Genomic DNA, 20083 nt, shown 5'->3' with positions numbered 1-20083 from the left:
ATTTTGAATTTGTGATGAGTAAATTTGATGAGCAGTGAAATTCTATCCTAAGAATAGACGCGATCGCTTCACCGCATTTTGCAAATCTTCGGATAACCAATTATCAAACTGCGGATAAATTGGCAATCGCGGCACTAACTCCCACCCCGCAGGTTGTAAAATCTCTCTCAATCTCTGTTCCTGAACATGGGGATAATCGGGATTCACTTCGTCTTTTGGCCCAATTCCGCCTAAATCTCTCGCCCCAGCTTCTATACAAGCAAGTAACCACTGCTCATCTTTAACTAAGTTGGGCGGAATTTGAATTGTCATCTCTGATGGTAAAATTTGGCGTGCTTGGGCAATTACTTCTGGTAATTGATCAGGGTCAAAAGGTGGCGCATCAAAGCTTTGCTGATTTCCTGGACTGTGAGGTTGTAAAATCACTTCTTGAATGTGATGATATCGCTGATGTATTTGAGATATAGCAGCTAAAGTTTCTTCGCAATCGGCAATTGTTTCACCAATTCCTAATAATAATCCTGTAGTAAAGGGTATTTGTAATTCCCCTGCCCATGCTAATTGTTGTAACCGCACTTGGGGTAATTTACTCGGTGCGTGTTTATGAACTGTATTTAATAATTTTGGCGTTAATTGCTCTAACATTAGCCCCATTGAAACATTAACATTCTTCAGTTTTTGCATTTCTGCAAAACTCAATGGGCCAGCATTAGTGTGAGGTAAAAATCCCATTGCTAATGCTAAATTGCACAAATCATAAATCCGTTGTAACCATTCTTGGCGTTGTGGTGAATGCGGATGTACTTCACCGCTAAGAATTAAAATCTCATAAATATTTTGGTTTTGTAGTTGTTTTAAAATGCTTTCGGCAGTTGCTAAATTTAGCCAAGGACTTTTACCTGGGTCAGTACGAAAGTTACAGTATGTACATCGATTAAAGCATTCGTAAGTAGGAACAATTGTATAAGCTGGGCTATAGGTTACAGTCCGAGAATTATTGATTTTCATAAAGTTAACAAAAGAAAGCGCCGACACCCCAGAGGGTGTCAGCTATAAGCTAAACAGCATTGAACTTGGACAATCGGAGCAAGCTTTCCATCTCACCCCAAAAGATTTTGATGAATTTAAGTACAAATTGGATATTTTTTAGCTGATACCCATTAATTAAATTATCCAATTTGAACGCCAAGATTCTCTATTATTCTCTCCCTCTTTAATTCCATTTAAAATAATGTGAGGATGAATCTGCAAAGGTAATATGCTCCTTTTCTTGCTGTTTTGCATGAATATTCTTTATGTGCTTTTTGACTGTATTGATTGTAATGTATAGCTGATTGGCAATTTCCTTATAAGAAAGGTTCGCGCGACGTAACTGCCAAACTTGTCTTTCACGGTCTGTTAAGTTGTATTTTTTAGCGTCCGCAATTGCAATACTCTGACTATATAGATTGCAATCTTCTAAAGTCACTAATAAAAAATTGTGTTTGTTTACACATAACTGTAACCATCTAGCCCGCAGGCGTAATTTAATTGTGGGAGTGGGTTCAATTTCTGATTCGATGATAATTTTTTTGTCTGGAAAAAACTCTTGACTATCAATCAAAGATTGACAAATACGCCATATTTCCTCTGGAATTGGATGAACAACAGCTTCTTTGCGCGCTAATTGACGACAAATTGCACGCGCATACTCATTAGCGTGAACTAAATTACCTTCAGTGGTGGCGATTAAAATGCCATCCACAAAGCTTTCAATCATCGCTTGTAGTAAATCAACTTTAGAAACAGACTCTAAATTTTCATCTTTTAGTGATTTTTTAAATAAATTCTTCCCTAAGATAGATGCGAAATTTAGCTTACTATCTTCATCTTCACAAGGAAATAACATTGTCAATCTCCTCCAAAACTCAGCACGAAAGTCATACTTAATAGGTGTTGTACTGAATTTTGCGATTTGAGCTTCTATTTCTACAATGAGTGGGTTGTAAGCCTGACAATGCGGCTGAGGTAAAAACTTGTGAGATGAAGTTTGCGTAATTTACCTGAAGCAAGGTGAAGTTTTTATTAAGTTGATTAGTGCAGCAGTTAGCAGCAAACTATTTTGACTGACGTACACTCTGGCGAAGATAATTCGCGCGCCAGTTGCTACCCTAGAGGCGGCTACTAGTCTGGCGACCCGGCTATATAAATAAAGTCTGATGAAGACTAATGAATTTGAACTGCTTTGCTGCTGCACAAGCTGGGAAAAGTCAGGAGTCTAGCTATATGCAACCACATACTATTGAACAATGGTTTCCAATTGAGCAACAGCGTAAGTACGTTAATCTATTGCAAGGGCGGATTGGGATTACACGCCGTCGTGCAGAATATTTCGTGAAGCTATGGGCTTATTTACTGCTAAAACAACAGCAAGAATTAGGTAAACGCTTACAGCAACCTTTAACAGAACTAGATTTACCAGTTGGGTTTATTCCTTGTACCCATCGCGAAGCCCAAGAAGTTTTCTATGGCGAACAAGAGCGGGGAAGCGATCGCTCTGCGGGTATGATGCTTGATAAGCTAGTGGCTTTGGGGCTAATTGAAAAAGATTTTGATGGTAGTACTACTTGTATTCGCATTCGGTCTTTAATTTCCAATCAGCAAGACTCTACGTTACCTCCAGATGAGATCCAACTTATACCTGATTACTTCAACCCCCGAACTGATGCTATCCCCGTAGCAACCTTTTTAGCCCGTAACTACAATTGGATGAATAAAAAAGCTACAGCGCTTCCCCATAGAATAGCGAGAATTATTCGGGGTTGGGCAGAACAATATCCTAAAGGAATGCGGGTACTACGCCGCAGTGATACCCAAGATGCTGTAGGGTTTTATGTCTTATATCCTGTAGCGCCGGAATCGGAAGCAAATTTCTTTATCCCACCACGCCATAGCTTACACTTGAGTGCAACTTGGGAGCATGACCCATTTCAAATTGCCAATATAGGCGATCGCAATTGTACTTCGGTGTTTGTCCGTAGTTGGCAAATCGATCTACCTTACAAACAGCTAAATACCGCCAGTGAATTTTTACAAGATGTCCAAAAAGCATTTGTGCGGATGCAAGCTGATTTTCCTGAGCTATGCGATATATATTGTTTAGCAATTCATCCCAATGATGAAGAACTATTATCATCATTAGGCTTTCAAAAAACCAATTCAGACTCCCAAATTTATCTCCATTGGATGTATTTGCCATTAGATAAATATTTGAGTTTGGATATTGACCAAGCAATCTCAAAATTGAAATTTGATTAACATTTCCCAAAACAATAGGGACACAAACAATGTTGTGCCCCTATTATGTGTTTTATTTCAACAAAAAATGCGATCGCGCAGTAGCTTGTAAAATCAAGGCTATCTATCAACAGAACCCATAATTACGTCGATACTACCCAGAATGACCACAATATCTGCCACTTTCATACCTCGGAGTAAGTGAGGCAGAATTTGCAGGTTGTTGAAATCGGCGGCGCGAATTTTCCAACGTGCAGGGAACACGTTATCATCACCTACCATATAAATTCCCAGCTCACCTTTACCGCTTTCAACACGGGCATAAATTTCACCCTTGGGAATCTTAAAGGATGGAGAAACTTTTTTACCAATGTACTGATAATCAAAAGCATCCCATTCCGATTTTTTCCCAGCAGCTAAACGCTTGGCTTCCAAGTTTTCATAAGGGCCACCAGGAAGTCCTTTAATAGCTTGGCGAATAATCTTCACAGATTCGCGCATTTCCCGCATCCGCACGACGTAACGCGCAAAGCAATCGCCGGCGGTTTCCCACTGTACATCCCAATCAAAATCGTCATAGCATTCATAGTGGTCTACCTTCCGTAAATCCCACTTCACCCCAGAAGCACGTAACATAGGGCCAGAAAGTCCCCAGTTAATCGCTTCTTCACGGGTGATAGTACCAATTCCCTCAATCCGACGGCGGAAGATGGGGTTATTGGTAACTAACTTTTCGTATTCATCAACTTTGGGGATGAAGTAGTCACAGAATTCTAAGCACTTATCGACCCAACCATAAGGTAAGTCAACTGCTACGCCACCAACACGGAAATAATTGTTATTTACCATCCGGTAACCGGTGGCTGCTTCCCATAAATCATAAATCATCTCCCGTTCGCGGAATTGATAGAAGAAGGGAGTTTGAGCGCCTACGTCAGCTAGAAAGGGGCCAAACCACAGCAAATGGTTAGCAATGCGGTTCAATTCCAGCATAATGACGCGAATGTAGCTGGCGCGTTTGGGGACAGCTACACCTGCCAATTTTTCGGGGGCGTTAACGGTAACTGCTTCGTTAAACATCCCTGCTGCGTAGTCCCACCGACTAACGTAGGGGACATACATAATAGTGGTGCGGTTTTCCGCAATTTTTTCCATTCCCCGGTGCAGGTAGCCAATCACTGGTTCACAATCAATGACATCCTCGCCATCCAAGGTCACAATTAACCGCAAAACCCCGTGCATTGAGGGATGGTGCGGCCCCATATTCAGCACCATTGGTTCTGTGCGGGTTTCTATTCTTGCCATAGCTTACAGTGTTCTCCCGTTCATGAAAATTTAGAATTGGATCGCGTAGATGCCAACCAGACCCAAGTTATCGTGTCTGCCAAAAAAGGCTCTTCCGGGCAATACAAGAATTGCGCTTACAGGGTTAGGTTGGAGAGAAGATGGCAGCCGAGGGATTTTGGTTGATGTTTATTTTTGTTGCACTTCTTCAATTATTATATGGAGCTTGAGATGCATAGAATTGAAGTGCAAGAATTTTTTCACCAGACTCGACAGTCAAAAGAAGGCTGAAGGCTAAAATATCAAGGTTGTTTGCATAGCATCTTTGACAAGAGAAGTATAAAATTGTACAGCTTGCGGCAAGCTACTCTGTGTCTAAGACTTCAGTTGACTTTTTTCACACTTTACCACCATAGCGTTTTAGTAGTTGAATCATCGAACTATCACCCTTTGCTAAGGCTAGCTGTAGCGGTGTTTTACCTTCGCGGTCTCGCAGATTGACTTTAGCTTTTTTCGTCAGCAGAAATTCGATAAAATCCAGCGTATAGTAATTTTCTGCCATGACTGCAGTATGCAAAGGCGTTTTCCCAGAATTGTCTTTAGCGTTAATATTCGCACCTTGAGCTACCAAGAGTTTTCCTGATTCTTTCATGGCGTAATGTAGGGGTGTTCTGCCTAAATTATCTTTTGCTCTTACATTTGCCCCTTTCGCGAGCAGAATTTTCATCAACTCAGGATTAGTCACATGGTAATGCAATGGTGTTTTACCCTCGGCACTTTTTAAATTGACATTTACCCGCTTCGCCAATAGTAATTGTAATGTTTCTTTACTCAAATCTGAGTAATGGATAACTGCTAAACCTCTATTGTTGAGAATATCTAACTTAGCACCACGCTCGATGAGTAATTTAGCGAAATCCGGGCGAGCGATCGCATAATGTAGGGGTGTAAAATTTTGATTGCTTCTAGCGTTAATATCTGCACCCTTAGCTAGCAAAACTTGACCTACTTCTAACTTTCCGTGGTCTGCAGTCAGATGTAAAGCTGTGAGTAGTTCATTGTCTTTAGCGTTAACATTTGCACCTTTAGCAATGAATAATTCTGCAACTTCCTTCGTTAATTTACCATAGAGATTATGCAGGGGCGTGATATTAGAATTATTCTTAGTATTAACATTCACACCCCCATCAATTAATAGCTGTGCTAATTCCAGCGAACCACCTACATAATGTAATGCGGAATTTCCCTGAGAATCTTTTGCTTTAATATCTGCGCCTTTAGAGATTAATAATTTAACTAAATTAACATCACCTTGCTCAATTAAAGGATGTAGTAAAGGAATTACAGCATCGCCAAAATTACATGATTCATTGGGATTACTACCAGATTCTATAATTTTTTGAACTTCTGCCAATTGTCCTAACATTAATTGTTGGCATATTGGCGAAATATTTCTTGATTGCGATAAAGCAATTTTAGGTGTAGATAAAATAAAAACAGCCGAGAGCGATGATAGAACAACACCTGATAAAAATTGCCCCATAAAATTTCAACGGCAAAGCCATATAATATAAATTGATTTTTGAGTTATCAATTTATCATAAAATGAGCTGCGTCTTGCCTCAGCAAATACTTATGGTTGCTATAGGAATCTGCTTTGATTCGGAGAAATTATTTGCGTAGGGAGGGAACAGGGAACAGGGAACTCTTAACAGGGAAGAAGAAATAAAAGTGTACTTAGTTTTTTTCAAAAATCAAATATGAGTCCTATATAAAAATCCTTGCAGGAGTTGCAAAATTACTTGTTAAGGTAGGGAAAAGGGAACAGACCTCGCAAAATAACTATCCTAGCGCCTAATGCACCGCCGCATATATAGTGCCTTACTGACTCATCAAAATATCATTAAGCTGATACGCGCCTAGATTAAATATTCTGGCGTTAGGGCTGTCAAGGGTCAAGAGTCAAAAGTCCAAGCTAGCCTTTGACCCTGGACTCTTGACTTTTTGACCTCTTGAGCGCGAAATATACAATTTAAATGCGTAACAGCTTATTCACTGCGAAACTCTAACGCAAGGTGAAGCACTTTTAGAAGTATTATCAGGATAAATCGCTAAAGTATGATATTCAGGATTACTATCTCCATATAAAATGCGGAAAGTATATAACTTAGTGCCTTGACCCTCAGTAATCACCGTTAAAAGTGTATTACTAGCATTGGGTAAACCCGGAATTGCTAATTTTTTAATTCGTCTTAATTGAATTACATTTGCGGAAGAGTTTTGGCAATCTCCTGTACTAGCTTGTTCGCCAAACTGCATACACATCGGCCCATCAAAATCTACAGTTACCTGTGATGGGTCATTTAACCAAACTTTTTTAATCTTCTCTCCCGATGGAATAAAACTTAAGTTTGTACCTTGTTGATACCAAACTGTAATAGTAGGTACTACTCCACTTAAACCTTGTGCTTGACAAGAAAAAATTGAACGGAGAACAGCATTTTGCGCTACCGCACGTCCTGCTAATAATAAAACTACCGCAGCAAAACTTACAGAAGCCAGAGGTAAGAAATAGGGATTCTTGAGGAGGTTTGCTAATTTCATGGCTCTACTGGGGACTGGGGATTGGGATGAGGGAGAAAATGACCTTTAAATGTTGGCTCTTGTAGAGACGCGATTCATCGCGTCTCTACAAGTATTAACGAAGAATGAAGCATTTTCATACTTCATTCCCCACCACTAATATTTAAAACTCAATTGGTTGATTGACGTAAATTTCTACTTCTGTACCTGCTGGTAAAAACCAAACATTAGTGCGCTGCATCATTTCAGTAGCGGCTTGTTGATTGCGTTGAGCAATTTGGGGAACTACGGTGTTCATCCCACCTTCTAATATGCCTGCTAAGAGGTTGCTTTGAGGATTGGTACTGCTAACAACAGTACCGCCAGCATTGGTTGTCACTACTTGAGATTCACTCCGATTCATTAATTCGGCGGCTTTACCCAAACCACCTAAGACAAACATACCTAAATCCATACCAGCAATGGATGAGCCACGATTGGGGAATTGTTGCGCTAGCAAAGGTTTACCGTGGGCACCGCGAATAATCATGGCATTGGAAGGTAGACTATGTTCTGTAATTCCATCACCATCTTTTGCGATCGCTTTCACTACATCTAGTTGTAGTAAGCCTTGTTCGGAAAGAGAGCGAATTTCTGTTAATAACTCTGTACCCGCAGGTATGGCGACTTTACCATCTGCACTTTTTATGGGTTGTTGTAGCTGCACTACGAAGGTGTTTTTGGGTTTTTCAGCATCGCTGTTACCACCTGCATTCATGGTTTCTCCAAATACAGCCGTCGCTAAGACACCTTTGATACTACTCCCAACTGCGATCGCTTTGTCACTCTGCTTTCCTTCTTTGCTAGCAAGTAGGGTTGACTCTGCTGCTGGGTTTGTAGTGGTAGTTTCTGGTGTTGGCGTGGCTTCTGGCTGGGAATTATTTGCCTGTTGCGCCATCTCTGGAGTGTTGGTATTAGGAGTACTGGCTGTTTCGGAATTATTGCTACTAATTTGACCATAACTCCCTAACTTAGCTAAAGTTGTCCACATTTGATATGGGTCTAGCTTAGGTTTGGGAGTAGCATTAACGGCTGGCTTAATCTCTGGTTGAATCTCTGGTTGTCTAGCAACTATTTGGGGTGGTGGAAAAGGTTGGGAGTTGACGGGTGTTTGTGGCGGCTGGGGTACGTCAACAATACGTTCAACTGTCACTATCCGAGGCGCGTGGCTTTTAATTGCAGTCCTAGATGCGATTTGCTGTGGAGGTATTTTTATCCCTCTAAGTTGTTGTTGTGCTAGTTTCACAGCCTCGGCTTGTTCTGTCAGCGCTAATTTAGTTTTGAGAGACTCTATTTCTAATTCTGGCTGTGGAGATTCACTCACTACCGGCGATTTCACATCTGGAGAGAGATTCTTCTTTTTTGACTTTTGACTGCTACCACTCATCATCTGCGTTAAAAAGCCGCCAGCAACCAAAACTACAGCCAAGGTTGTCGTACCAACTAACCCTAACTTCGCAAAGGGATTAGAAGAGAGAGATTGCTCTGTTTTCACTGCTTCTGGTTGAGCAATTGGCGGTTCAAAGATGATTAATTCTTCTGCTTCTTCATCACTTGTTAAGGGGAAATCTTCATTTTCCAAGCCAACTAATTTGGCCATTCTTACTTCCCAATCTAGAGACTCTAGTTCTAGTGGGTAATTGTAATTTGTGGAACTTTTTGCTGAACTTGAATAGGGAGTCATAGGGAACCTTATGGTGATTTTTCAGAACAACTTTTATCCTGGAGATCACAGATTTTATAAATTTTCAGTTTCGCCTCACCAATGCGGTAAGCTGCCAATTGTAATGGTACTGGTGCATTAGGTAAGGAAGCGACTTCTTCATCTGTGGCTTGGACAAAAATTTGTTTATTAATTGGTTTTGATTCACCCAGTCTATCGGAGCCATTGAAAACTAATTGATTAGCCAACATTTCAACTTTCCATTTCCCGTCAGCTATTTGTGTAGGTTGGGAAATTCTTTGAATTACTAATATCTGCTCAGTTGCTCGATTAAAATTTTCTAATTGTTGATTAGCAGTTAAATTAGTAATTTCTGTTTGGAATTTAGGTTGAAATTCTGGCATTACTAATTCGGAACTAATATCCCACACTGTTTTTGGCGGTTGTTTTTCTGACCAAGTCAGCATCAAAGTCATGGCTTCACCCACGAAGCGCCGGATTGTTTCTGGATACCGTTCGATATTTTCTTGGGGGTCTACTGTAATCGCTTGACCATCAATTAGTTGCACTAGGCTTTGCAATGTAGTTTGCTTATTTAATTGTTGCAAAATTGACCAGTGAAACATCAATATCAGTAAAGTTAACAGATGCAAGCCCAATGTGGCAACTGCAAATAATGGTAAGATGCTATTTTTTTTATTTTCGGTTTTAAGTATTTGCATTGCTGCTGAATTTAAATTAAATAAAATTTCTTATCTAGTAAATGAGCCAGTATTTGGTGATTGTAGACATTGGTTAGATGTAGCACCATTGACGTTATCATAGGCATCTAGCAAACATAAATTCCGCATTTCATAGATTTCTAATCTATCTGTTCTGGTGCTGTATATTGCTTTTTGCATATCCGTCATTTTCTCAGTTTGGGGATAATCAAAATAATCAATAGCCCGCACTAATAAATCTTTATTAAAAGGTACAATTAATCTTTGATTTTCAGACTGTTTAGTTTGAATCAAATCCGCTACCATCCCCACTTCCCACTTCCCTGGTGCAATTTGTTTGGGGGGGTAAATTCTTTTAATGACTAATTTTCCCGAAATAATTTGATTGGAACTATTGGCGAATACCTCTGGTGGTGTCATATCCGCAATTTGACTCAAGAAACCTTTGCGGAAATCTTCAGAAAAGGCAAAACTCGCTATCCAACTACTAGTAGTGACTTTTTGGCTACCACCGGAGGGAGTTCTAATCAGAATTCCTCTGTCTATTTGCGGTTTACTAAATTCTTCAATACTTTGTGGCGGTAATGTTCCCGACCAGTTAAAGACTGCTATCATCGTTTTACTGACGAATTGCCGAATCGCTTCTGGATCCCTGGCTAAATCATCAGTAGCCGTAACAGCTTTACCATCAACCATTTGCACGAAATTTGGCTGTTTGCGGACACTGAGTTTTTGGATATTCAGCCCTTGCAAGATTAAGAATAGTAAAACAAACAGATGCAATCCAAAAGTTGCGATCGCAAATGTTGTCAAAATACTTCCTGTGCGTTGTTTTTTCTCTAATAGCCTGACCATCTATATCCTCTGCTTTACCCATGAAGTTGCATTACTAATGGCGTTAAAGACTGCAAAACCGCCAGCCGCAGCCACCAATAAAGATAAAATTGGTGCCAAAATTCCCAAAAAAATCATGAACCACATTAAATCTGGGTCAGCATTCGCATCTTGCGCCGGGCCGTTAACAATTACGGCAGCTGTTAAAACAGCAGTAATATTAAATGAAATCTTGGCAATTCCTACAGCAATAAACCCAGTCAGCCAAGCAAAAATTGGTTTACCTGCTACAGGTAGTAAGGAACCACCTACCGCTAATGGCCCTAAAGCTGCTATCAGCAACATGGTAGCCTCCATCAAATTTTGGAAGGCATATTGTAAGGAAACTAAAAAGTTCTTAATACTTGTTTGAACTGTAGAACCTAATAAAGCATTAAAGGAAGTTTCCGAAATATTCCCTGTACCATAAGCAATTTGATTGACTTTATTTTCTAACCGTTCAATCCAGGTTTTATTGCCATATAAATTTTTATATTCTTGCCAAAGATTATTAATTTTTTCTGTCGCTTTCGTAAAACATTGTGATTGTTGTTCGCCCTGTAGTGATTGACAAGGACGCAGTAAAGCACCAGCAACTTCTTCTGCAACACTCATATTCAGTGCTTGCTGATAAACAGAGTTAGCATCTGCGGTGGTGACTACTTGCTGGTTAACAGAATTAATAAAGTTGCGAACCCCTAAAGTTAAATTAGCGAGTATACTGCCATTCCCAGCATTATTTAAGAGAATCACCACCACAAACGGCCAAATCATTGATGAAATGGGACGAGAAAATTCGCTCTCCAATACATCCTTTAACCATTGCAATAGAAAAAACAATAAAGTTCCTACCGCAAAAAATATCCCTAAATTAGTTAAAGCCCCATATATATTTTCATTGGGATTACTCTGCAATAAATCTAGCCATTGCTTATCCCAACTTTCGGCAATACTTCTGGCAGTTGTTGCACCATTGCCGATAATATCATCAATCCCTGTTGACGCAGAGATTTGTAAAATATAAAACTGCATAGACCTATCAATCGGCGTTAATCGGCGTTAATCGGCGGTTAATTCTCTTCTTCATCTACATTTATTTTTGAGAAACTTACCCAAAAAAACGGTATTTACTTCTCTTTTCTGCCTAACAAATCTATTTGAGAAGTTGTGCGTAATAGCCGCGCTGCTTCCGCCGCCGAATCAACTCGGCGAGAGCGATTATTTTCATCCATTTGCTGCGAAATATTCGCTAAATTTAAATTAGAATATTGCAAGAAATGGTTGACCTGCATTGTCTGAGCCAGGTTTTCCCCGACTATTTTTGATTGCTCATTTTGAATTCTAATACTTTGCATCTGTAAATTAGATTGACCAGCACTTAAGAGGGCGCTTAAACCAGGGATACCCGCCGCAGCTATTTGGCTAGCCTTTTGCTGCAAATCGTTAATAAAAGTTTGGTTAGTTTCATCTGCTTGCTGGGCGATTTTGGCAATATTTTCGAGGGTATCTTCTGTATTTTGCAATTTGACTTTAGTTCTAATTTGCCCATTCTTACCCAAATTACTTGCTACCGAACTGCGAGTAATTAAGCGGTTGAGTTCATTATTCACTGCTTCAGATTTCAAGACTGGATTATTATCAAATCTATCGGATATCGAGTAGAGAACAATATCATCACCCACCTTTTCGCCTGCAGCAATGGGGTTGGGTAAATTCAGTTGTCCTGTAGAGTTAGTAATGGCATTTTGCGACTGAATTTCTACAGGCTTTAATGTGCCACTCAAGTTATTTTGGAGATATCTTTGTAAATCTCCTGAGTAGGACTGAAAATCAGTTAACACTTGGCCTAATTGCCCCATAGCTGGTAGGGTTACCAGCAATCCTAAACCCAAAGTCAATAAAAGAGTTTTTCGCATAGTTTTTTCCAAGAAATTTTTTAACTTCCACGTAATGAAGCTACTAATTGCCGTGCAAATGCCGAAATTGCTTCATATTTATCGTGGTATTGTTGCATCGCCTGTTGACGTGCAGTTTGTTCGTGGGGGTTGTTAGCCACAACTGCTAATTGTTCGTAACCGGGATAATAGCGACAGAAAGTATAAATGCCGTTATCATCTAGCAACCACTGGCTATAAATTCCTTCTTTACGGGGGAAAAAGCTTTCCGAAGCATTCCGCGCAATAATTTCGCGGGGATATTTCAAAATATTGACAAAACTATCCACTGCAACTGGCTGAATCCGACCAATTAATCTTGTAGTCAAGTTTTGCAAGATTTTAGATGCAGCTGGCGATTTAGCAATTGTATCGGGGTCTTGTGCCGATAAAATCACCCGAATCCCCGCTTTTGCACCGTTAGCGCAAATTCTGCCGACTAAGTTGGCAATTTGGTCAAATTCAAATAAAATTGGGGCTTCGTCAATAAAGAAAATCGAAGCCGGACTGCTGAGTGCGCGTCTTAAGGCGGCAGAATATGCACTTAAGGAAAGTACCGCCGCATCTTCGCTATCAGATAAATTTCGCAGTGCAAATACTAAGAGTTTGGCATCAGTGCGGAAGCTAGAGGGTGTAGAAATCGATTGTCCGACACGACTAGAAAGCCAAAACCGCAAGCGCAGTTGAATTTGACTTAATGCATCCTCAACCCTTCCACTGAGAGAATCAATTTCTAAATGTTCAGGAGAACAGAAAGTGAGAAAATCTTTGAGAGTTGGAGTTCTTTGCCAAGCTGGACTCCCAAACCCGCCAATCATGGCTTCCCGATAACGCTGTTGAATAGTGCGATCGCTAAAGAAGGCTGTTAGTGCTAAGTTAATCAGGGAACGGACAGTTTGTCCGAGTAGCTGGTTTTCTGTAGATGAACCCAACACCATCGTCATCAGGGCCGATTCCAAAAAGGCAGTATAATCGAGCATTCGGTCTCGCTGTTCTTCTGCACTCAAAAAACGCAAGTCTGGTTGCTCAAATAAATTATTTGATTGTTTAGAAATATCGAAATACGCACCATTTTCCTCCATAAACTGGGTGTAATCTGTGAAGGTAGATGTCCCATCTGGTTTAGGAAAGTCTAATGCCACAACGGGGATGTCATGGGCTAAAGCTTGGGTTAAAATCCCTGAGACTAACACTGATTTACCCGCCCGCGTGGTGGCAAATAAAGCTAAATTTTTATGTTGGGTAAATAAATCTAAATGTATAGGGGTACCGCCTTCGGCGGCAATTAATTCAAACCCTTGATTATCTCCTTGTCTTGTGAGTACCAAAGGCATTAATCCCGGTACTTCACTGGTTAAATATAATTGTCTGCGATTGAAGGGTTTAACTAATAACCCTTCCCAAACTATCGGTAAAGATTGCAGCCAAATCTTCCAAGCATATTCTGTTTCGCGAATTACCCTGGCGGGACGTTGAAAACAGTTTTCAATATATCTAGTAGCTTCATCCAACTGTTCGACAGTCGGACGATGCACAAAAATTGCAATCCCCGTATATATGGGGACAGCACCTTCATACAATTGTTCTTGGGCTGCTACAGATTTCTTTAATTTTAATTGGGCATTAACATCAATGGTTCTACTCTTTTCTTGAGCCATGAGTGCCGTCATATTTGACTGTTTCAAGACTCGTTGTAAGGTAGTTTTGACCAATGCCGGATTGGCTGCGGTTAACTGACAAAAAATCTCAGTATCAACTACTGTTTCTCGAGAAAGTAATTCCCATAAATAGCGTAACTGCGAAGTCTTATTTGCCCAGCCACCGGGTTTTTCTAAAAATGTCAGCGCTCCAATATATTTATTATTAACATTCACCCAACGACGGTCTGCACAAGGAACTCCAGACTCCATCAATAGAGTTGTGCTGTGAATATTATCGACTAAAAGTTTAGTGCTGGCTAAATCTGAATAAACTTGCTCATGTAGTCCATTTTCATCCAATATCAGCAATTGGGGAATATCTATCGGTGAAGTATCATTAAATCTCCGCCAAACTTCTCCCCAAAGTTGTTCAGCATTTAAAGGCTTAATATCCAAGCCCATTTTGTTAGATAAAATTTGTTCCCAACGCCCAAAACCTTGTTTATAAGCATTAGTAATTACAGTTTCTAGGCGTTGGTTTTGCACTTCCGCCATATCGCCTTTAAATTTCAACCACCAAGCTTCTGATCTCGCTAACAGTTTTTCAATTAAATCATCAGCTTCTGATGCATTTGGTTCTACAGTATAAGTGACATAAATCCGCAGAAACTTCGGCTTGCGAATCCCCGCATTATTTAATTCTTTGGTTCTGGCTCGTTCTGCCATCAATAAATATTTGATATCTTTTGATGGACTCTTTTTAGCTAAATTGGCTAATTCTTGTTGTCGCTGTTTGTCGTTAATAAATGACCCTAAATGCAGAGTCATTTTTTCACCATTAGGAATATCTTTTAACCCAGCTTCAATATTATCAAAAATCGTATCTATTTGTTCGGATCTTAAAGTCGTATGAATCCCACGACATTCAAACCCAAAAACAAAGCAAAACCTATCTTTTTGCGTTCCTTTAGTTAAAATATAAGCGCCAATATCACGTCGATTGAAACTGACGCGCAGCATAGTTGCTAAATGTAATGCATCTTCAAATGGTGTTAACCGAGTTGCGTTTTCGGCGATACCGATGCTTTGTTTTCCGATTTTTTGCTTCATGATTCACTTCTAACAAGCTTTGATAACGAGCAAAGCCTCTAGTCCAAGCCGGAACACCAACAAATTTACTTAAAAAACTCCAACTCCTCCCACCAGTTAATATCCACCAAGTAGCCATTCCCCAGCCAGCAATTAACACTGTCCATAACCATTTTTGAAATTCGTCTTGGAACAGTCCCCCAAAAATACCATTGATAATAAAGTAAGCAGCTAGTGCAATTACTGTCCAAGGAAAAATTTGGTCTGCGGGTAGCGGCCCTAATGATGGTTGGCTTCCTAAAATTTGATTAACTGGACGAAAGTCTTTATCTGGCTCTTGAGACATCACTAGGTAAAATTAAAGCTAATTTGTTATTTGGTATTTGGAGAGACGCGATGAATCGTGTCTGTACAAGAGTCAAGAGCTAAATATTAATTTGGTAATTTGAATTTTTAACCTCTTGTCTCTATGCTCTAGCTTTTAGCCTCTTTACTTATTAGTATTGCCAATAACAAAGCCTGTTAATACATCCGCAATTGTGACAGCAACTACCACTAACAAAGGAGTTCTAGCAATATTTTGCCAATCTTCGTCTTTACGGACGGCGTTCACTACACCAATCAAAGCAACAGCAATATACAGTAAGTAAAGTGCCCGTAAAACGTTAAATACTAAACTGACTGCGGTCTGAGTACCACTACCGTTACTAGAACCTTGGGTGAGGGTATTTTGAAAAAAGTCCTCAGCTTTCTTAAAAAATTGTGCTTGTGCTGGTGCAGCAAAATAGTCTAGCCAGAATAAACTCAACACAATGACCACAGCTAAGATTTGCAGTGGTATTAAAGATTTAACTGGTAAATCACAGTACTGTCCAATTTTGTGAGTAATGACGGCAATTAAACTTCCTACTAATAAACTAAAAAGTAATATAGGACTCTTCAGGCTAATCACACTTAAAAATACAGCGCAAGCTAGTAAAAAGGGTACTGATTCAACTAGGATCAACCACCAGTATCTAAGTGTCCCTCGGAATTTCGTTCCTACTGTTACTATGCTGCTTGTTAATCTTACAAATAATTCCCTTTGAGGAGCGCTTTGCTTAGACATTTGACTCTTTTCCCAATTGATTATTTACCTCAGATCTGTCTGTCATCCAGAACTTATCATCTCATATATGAGCGATCGCCAGATTTATCGTAAATTTACAGTTGTCAGTTTTGTCAGGCGTGCAAAGCAACACATCATCTGCGTGATAATTTTTGTTCACTATTATAAGTGTAGAAGTGCGATTTCTCATCGCCAGGTATTTTTTGCTGCAAATGTCCATGAAAACCTACATCTCCAAATAGCTGATGAATTTGGTCTCCGCTTCCACACTATTTTTTGTCATCGTTATTGACAAATTCAGTCATGCAAATCCGATCAACAGCAATTTGACTGAACTTAATAGTGAATTCACGGTGGTAAATGCCAAATATCAGGGGAAGTACTTGATAAAAATTAAACTTAAATCTCTTCCCGTACCCTGGAGCTTTAATTCAAGCCTAGTTTAATACCTGGTACTAGTATTTCAAATGAGTACTAATACTCACTAGTATATATGAACATATTGTAAACTGCTACTTATCAAGGCAAATAAAAATCCGCAAATCCCGTGATTGGCAATATGTTACCCCGCTACAGGAGTAATGAAAAAACTTTATCAAATCCTCAAAATTGCAATTTGTTAAGTTTTGTCATTTGTCATTGGTCATTTGTCATTGGTCATTTGTCATTGGTCATTTGTCATTGGTCATTTGTCATTGGTCATTTGTCATTGGTCATTTGCTATTGTCTACCTTATCCCTATAACCCATTACCTATTCCCCATTCCCCATTCCCCATTACCCCTTATCCCCAGAGGGGGCCCCGAGTTCCCCATTCCCCATTCCCCATTCCCCATTCCCCTTTTCCACCATGAACCTAGATTCACAGACACCGCAAGATGCAGAAGAACCGATGTTTTCACATATTCCCGTATTAAGCCGGGAAATTATTGAGGGTTTGGCGGTGCGTCCTGGTGGTCATTATTTAGATGCAACACTAGGCGGTGGTGGCCATAGCCGCTTAATTCTAGAAGCTGCTGAGAACGTACAACTAATAGCAATTGATCAAGATGCGGATGCTTTAGCCGCAGCACAGAAGTATTTAAATGAATATCAAGACCGTGTTAACTTTATTCGCAGCAACTTTGCGGCTTATGATTTTACACAAAGTACCTTTGATGGTATAATAGCCGACTTAGGCGTTAGCTCTTACCATTTAGATACACCAGAGCGCGGTTTTAGCTTTCGTCACGCTGCTAGCTTAGATATGCGAATGGATCAAAGACAGTCATTAACTGCAGCAGATGTAATTAATGATTGGGATGAAGCAGAATTAGCAGATATCTTTTTTAAATACGGTGAGGAAAGATTATCGCGGCGCATTGCCAGACGCATTATCGAAAGGCGACCGTTGCATAATACTGTGGAATTAGCCGATGCGATCGCATCTTGTGTGCCGGCTAAATATCGTTATGGCAGAATTCACCCAGCTACTCGTGTTTTTCAAGCGCTGCGAATTGTTGTCAACGACGAGCTGAAATCCCTAGAAACCTTCTTAGATAAAGCACCAAACGCCCTTGTTCCTGGTGGACGGATTGCAATCATCAGCTTTCATAGCCTAGAAGACCGTTTGGTGAAGCATAGCCTACGCAATTCACCATTATTGCGAGTTTTGACCAAAAAGCCCATCACCGCCCAAGAAGACGAACTCAATCAAAATCCGCGATCGCGATCAGCTAAATTGAGAATAGCGGAGCGGAGGGAGTGAGTGGGATTGGGGACTGGGGATTGGGGAACTCGGGGCCCCCACGACCGGAGGGAGTGGGGATAAGGGGTAATGGGGATTGGGGACTGGGGATGAGGGAGCAGAGGAAGCATGGGAAAAATTTCCATTTCCATGCCCTATGCCCTATGCCCCATGCCCCATGCCCTACTTTTTAAAATATCTCGGTAATTCGATGCGAAATGTGGAACCTTCACCGAGGGTGCTGGTGACGCTGATGGTACCTTGCATCATTTGCACTAATGATTTAGTGATGGCTAACCCTAAACCCATACCTTCATAAAGACGGGTATTACTTTGATCGACTTGTCGGAAACGCTCAAAAATATACTCAATGTCAGCAGGAGCGATTCCAATACCTGTATCTTCAACTGCGATCGCAATTTTATCAGCAGTGATTTCCCAGACTTTTAGTTTAATGCTACCTGCAGCAGTGAATTTAATAGCGTTTAACAACAGCTTGACTAAAACTTGTCTGAGGCGATCGCTGTCGTTGACGATTAAGGGAGAATTGAGATTAATCTCTACTTGCAGATTTAGTGACTTTTCCTCAGCTAGATAACTGTGTTCAGCTAGGGTAGTTAACACCAAAGTCTCTAAATTAAATTCTTCTGTATGAAACGATAGATTACCTGCTTCCGCATGAGCAAAGTAAAGCATATCATCAATAATGGACAATAAATGATTCCCATTATTGAAAATGCGTTGGATCATCTCCGTTTGTAACTCAGATAAGGTAGAGTTACGCTGACGTAACAACACCTGTGATAATCCCAAAATCACGTTCAGGGGTGTGCGGAGTTCATGGGAAGTGATAGCTAAAAATTGGGACTTTAACTCGCCTGTTTCTACAAGTTGTTGGTTTTTTAGCTGAATTTGCTGGTGAATTTTTTCCAGTTCGAGATTTTGCGCTAAGAGAATCTCGTTTTGTCTGGCTAAACGTTCTTCTCTTTCTTCTAAAACTTGGAGCATGATCGTATTATTGATTGCGATCGCTGCTACCTCAGCTATTACATCTAAAAGGTGTTGTGCAGCAGTATTAAATGCATAGGGATTTTTCCAGTTACCAATTGCCAGAACTCCCAATTTGCCAGCTTGTACCGACTTAATTGGTACAGCATACATTGATGCAGGTGTGACAGATGGTAAGACTGGGACGCAAGGAAAAAATGGACATGAGGAAAAGCCGTCAATTACACAGTCTTTATGTACCTGGCTTGCTTGATATATCTGGGATATACCTGTAGCAAATACTTGAGCTAGTAACCCTGACTTAGTATTGAAAGGTTGATCGTAGGAGATTGATTCTTGTTGCTCACCCCACAACTTATCACCAATATCTAAAGAGTTATTGAGTTTGAGAATATGTAGATTTTCTGCACTAATGCCTGTTGTGGTGATTAATTCTAATTGTTGCGATTGGGCATTATATAGGGCTATCAAACAAAATTGAGCAATATCAACGATATTACATGCTTCCCTAGCTATCACCTCTAAGAGGTCGGGTAAATGTGTGATTTGCTGGTTGGTGATATTAGTTAGCATCTGAAGTATCCCCAGTTGTTGAGGTAATTGGGGAGAGATGGGTTTATTCCCTATATCGGTGTGCTGTCCAGTTAAAATCATAATTGCCTAATGGCTATTTATTTCCATATATGTTGCATCTGGCTCTCTCTCAGCGATTTTTATTGAAAAATCTGCTTCCAAAATGACATTTTTTCCACCTAGGCTTTAATTAATTTTGGGTTGAGGATAATTTCAACAATATTCACTTCGCAGACGCATAAAGGCTCATCCTAAATATAGCTTTTCCCAACTTAAGGAGGTAGCTTTTTAAAGCTAGTAACTTTGTGAAACAAGATTTTATTAACCTCAGTATGCTTAAGAAAAACTACCAATTTTTTCTTGGAATTATCTGGGTATTGATGATCGCATTTTGCGCCAGCTTGCTTGCATTCGCAATCAGTTACTATCTCTTTATTGCATAAGCGTTCTCCAAGATGTTCTCTAATCGGCTCATTAATTTTTCGTAGATGCCGATTATTTTATCAATTTCTTGCGATTATTACCTTATCTTTTTATCAGTGGTTATACTGATTTTTTAATTTAAT

At 40.0% G+C, this 20083-nt stretch carries 16 protein-coding genes; 2 read left to right on the top strand and 14 right to left on the bottom strand.

Annotation, left to right across the window (positions count from 1 at the left end; translation table 11 throughout):
• Window positions 1-42: 42 nt before the first annotated feature.
• Complete coding sequence (cofG, locus tag HG267_RS19765; protein ID WP_045867565.1) at window positions 43-1008, bottom strand: 7,8-didemethyl-8-hydroxy-5-deazariboflavin synthase subunit CofG; 966 nt, start codon at window positions 1006-1008, stop codon at window positions 43-45.
• Window positions 1009-1213: 205 nt separating this feature from the next.
• Window positions 1214-1888 (bottom strand): helix-turn-helix transcriptional regulator, encoded by a 675-nt coding sequence (locus HG267_RS19760; RefSeq protein ID WP_045867566.1) that lies wholly within the window; start codon window positions 1886-1888, stop codon window positions 1214-1216.
• A 320-nt stretch (window positions 1889-2208) separates the two neighbouring features.
• On the opposite strand from HG267_RS19760, the gene HG267_RS19755 reads away from it, so the two are divergent.
• On the top strand, window positions 2209-3297 hold the full coding sequence (locus tag HG267_RS19755; protein ID WP_309227677.1) for a hypothetical protein: 1089 nt from the start codon (window positions 2209-2211) through the stop codon (window positions 3295-3297).
• A gap of 99 nt (window positions 3298-3396) precedes the next feature.
• Here HG267_RS19755 and HG267_RS19750 read toward each other — a convergent pair whose 3' ends face one another.
• From HG267_RS19750 to HG267_RS19700, 11 genes are all read right to left on the bottom strand, one after another.
• Window positions 3397-4581 (bottom strand): NAD(P)H-quinone oxidoreductase subunit H, encoded by a 1185-nt coding sequence (locus HG267_RS19750; RefSeq protein WP_045867567.1) that lies wholly within the window; start codon window positions 4579-4581, stop codon window positions 3397-3399.
• A 376-nt stretch (window positions 4582-4957) separates the two neighbouring features.
• The gene (locus tag HG267_RS19745) at window positions 4958-6103 is read right to left on the bottom strand and encodes an ankyrin repeat domain-containing protein (protein ID WP_052335029.1); all 1146 of its coding nucleotides are present in this window, start codon (window positions 6101-6103) and stop codon (window positions 4958-4960) included.
• Between the two features lie 509 nt (window positions 6104-6612).
• Window positions 6613-7164, bottom strand: coding sequence for a hypothetical protein (locus HG267_RS19740; protein WP_045867568.1), 552 nt, complete (start codon window positions 7162-7164; stop codon window positions 6613-6615).
• Window positions 7165-7306: 142 nt separating this feature from the next.
• On the bottom strand, window positions 7307-8866 hold the full coding sequence (locus HG267_RS19735; protein WP_045867569.1) for a TrbI/VirB10 family protein: 1560 nt from the start codon (window positions 8864-8866) through the stop codon (window positions 7307-7309).
• 8 nt (window positions 8867-8874) lie between these two features.
• Complete coding sequence (locus tag HG267_RS19730) at window positions 8875-9567, bottom strand: hypothetical protein (protein WP_045867570.1); 693 nt, start codon at window positions 9565-9567, stop codon at window positions 8875-8877.
• A gap of 30 nt (window positions 9568-9597) precedes the next feature.
• Window positions 9598-10422 carry a hypothetical protein gene (locus tag HG267_RS19725; protein WP_045867571.1) on the bottom strand — a complete coding sequence of 275 codons (825 nt, stop codon included), beginning with the start codon at window positions 10420-10422 and terminating at the stop codon, window positions 9598-9600.
• Window positions 10423-11472 (bottom strand): hypothetical protein, encoded by a 1050-nt coding sequence (locus HG267_RS19720; RefSeq protein WP_045867572.1) that lies wholly within the window; start codon window positions 11470-11472, stop codon window positions 10423-10425.
• Window positions 11473-11567: 95 nt separating this feature from the next.
• Window positions 11568-12356: a hypothetical protein gene (locus HG267_RS19715; RefSeq protein ID WP_045867573.1), complete on the bottom strand. Its 789-nt coding sequence runs from the start codon at window positions 12354-12356 to the stop codon at window positions 11568-11570.
• A 20-nt stretch (window positions 12357-12376) separates the two neighbouring features.
• On the bottom strand, window positions 12377-15124 hold the full coding sequence (locus tag HG267_RS19710) for a hypothetical protein (RefSeq protein ID WP_045867574.1): 2748 nt from the start codon (window positions 15122-15124) through the stop codon (window positions 12377-12379).
• Window positions 15057-15449 carry a hypothetical protein gene (locus HG267_RS19705; protein ID WP_045867575.1) on the bottom strand — a complete coding sequence of 131 codons (393 nt, stop codon included), beginning with the start codon at window positions 15447-15449 and terminating at the stop codon, window positions 15057-15059. The genes HG267_RS19710 and HG267_RS19705 overlap by 68 nt, the downstream gene beginning before the upstream one ends.
• A gap of 144 nt (window positions 15450-15593) precedes the next feature.
• The gene (locus HG267_RS19700; protein WP_194007826.1) at window positions 15594-16211 is read right to left on the bottom strand and encodes a hypothetical protein; all 618 of its coding nucleotides are present in this window, start codon (window positions 16209-16211) and stop codon (window positions 15594-15596) included.
• Between the two features lie 849 nt (window positions 16212-17060).
• Here HG267_RS19700 and rsmH point away from each other — a divergent pair.
• Complete coding sequence (rsmH, locus tag HG267_RS19695; protein WP_045867576.1) at window positions 17061-17957, top strand: 16S rRNA (cytosine(1402)-N(4))-methyltransferase RsmH; 897 nt, start codon at window positions 17061-17063, stop codon at window positions 17955-17957.
• A gap of 162 nt (window positions 17958-18119) precedes the next feature.
• Here the strand turns inward: rsmH and HG267_RS19690 are convergent, their stop codons facing one another.
• Window positions 18120-19598 (bottom strand): GAF domain-containing sensor histidine kinase, encoded by a 1479-nt coding sequence (locus HG267_RS19690; protein WP_052335030.1) that lies wholly within the window; start codon window positions 19596-19598, stop codon window positions 18120-18122.
• Between the last annotated feature and the right edge of the window lie 485 nt (window positions 19599-20083).

The sequence above is a fragment of the Tolypothrix sp. PCC 7601 genome (assembly GCF_025677855.1).
Lineage (GTDB): Bacteria > Cyanobacteriota > Cyanobacteriia > Cyanobacteriales > Nostocaceae > Aulosira > Aulosira diplosiphon.
Note: the sequence above shows the minus strand (reverse complement) of the source record. Positions and strands in the feature narration are given on the sequence as shown.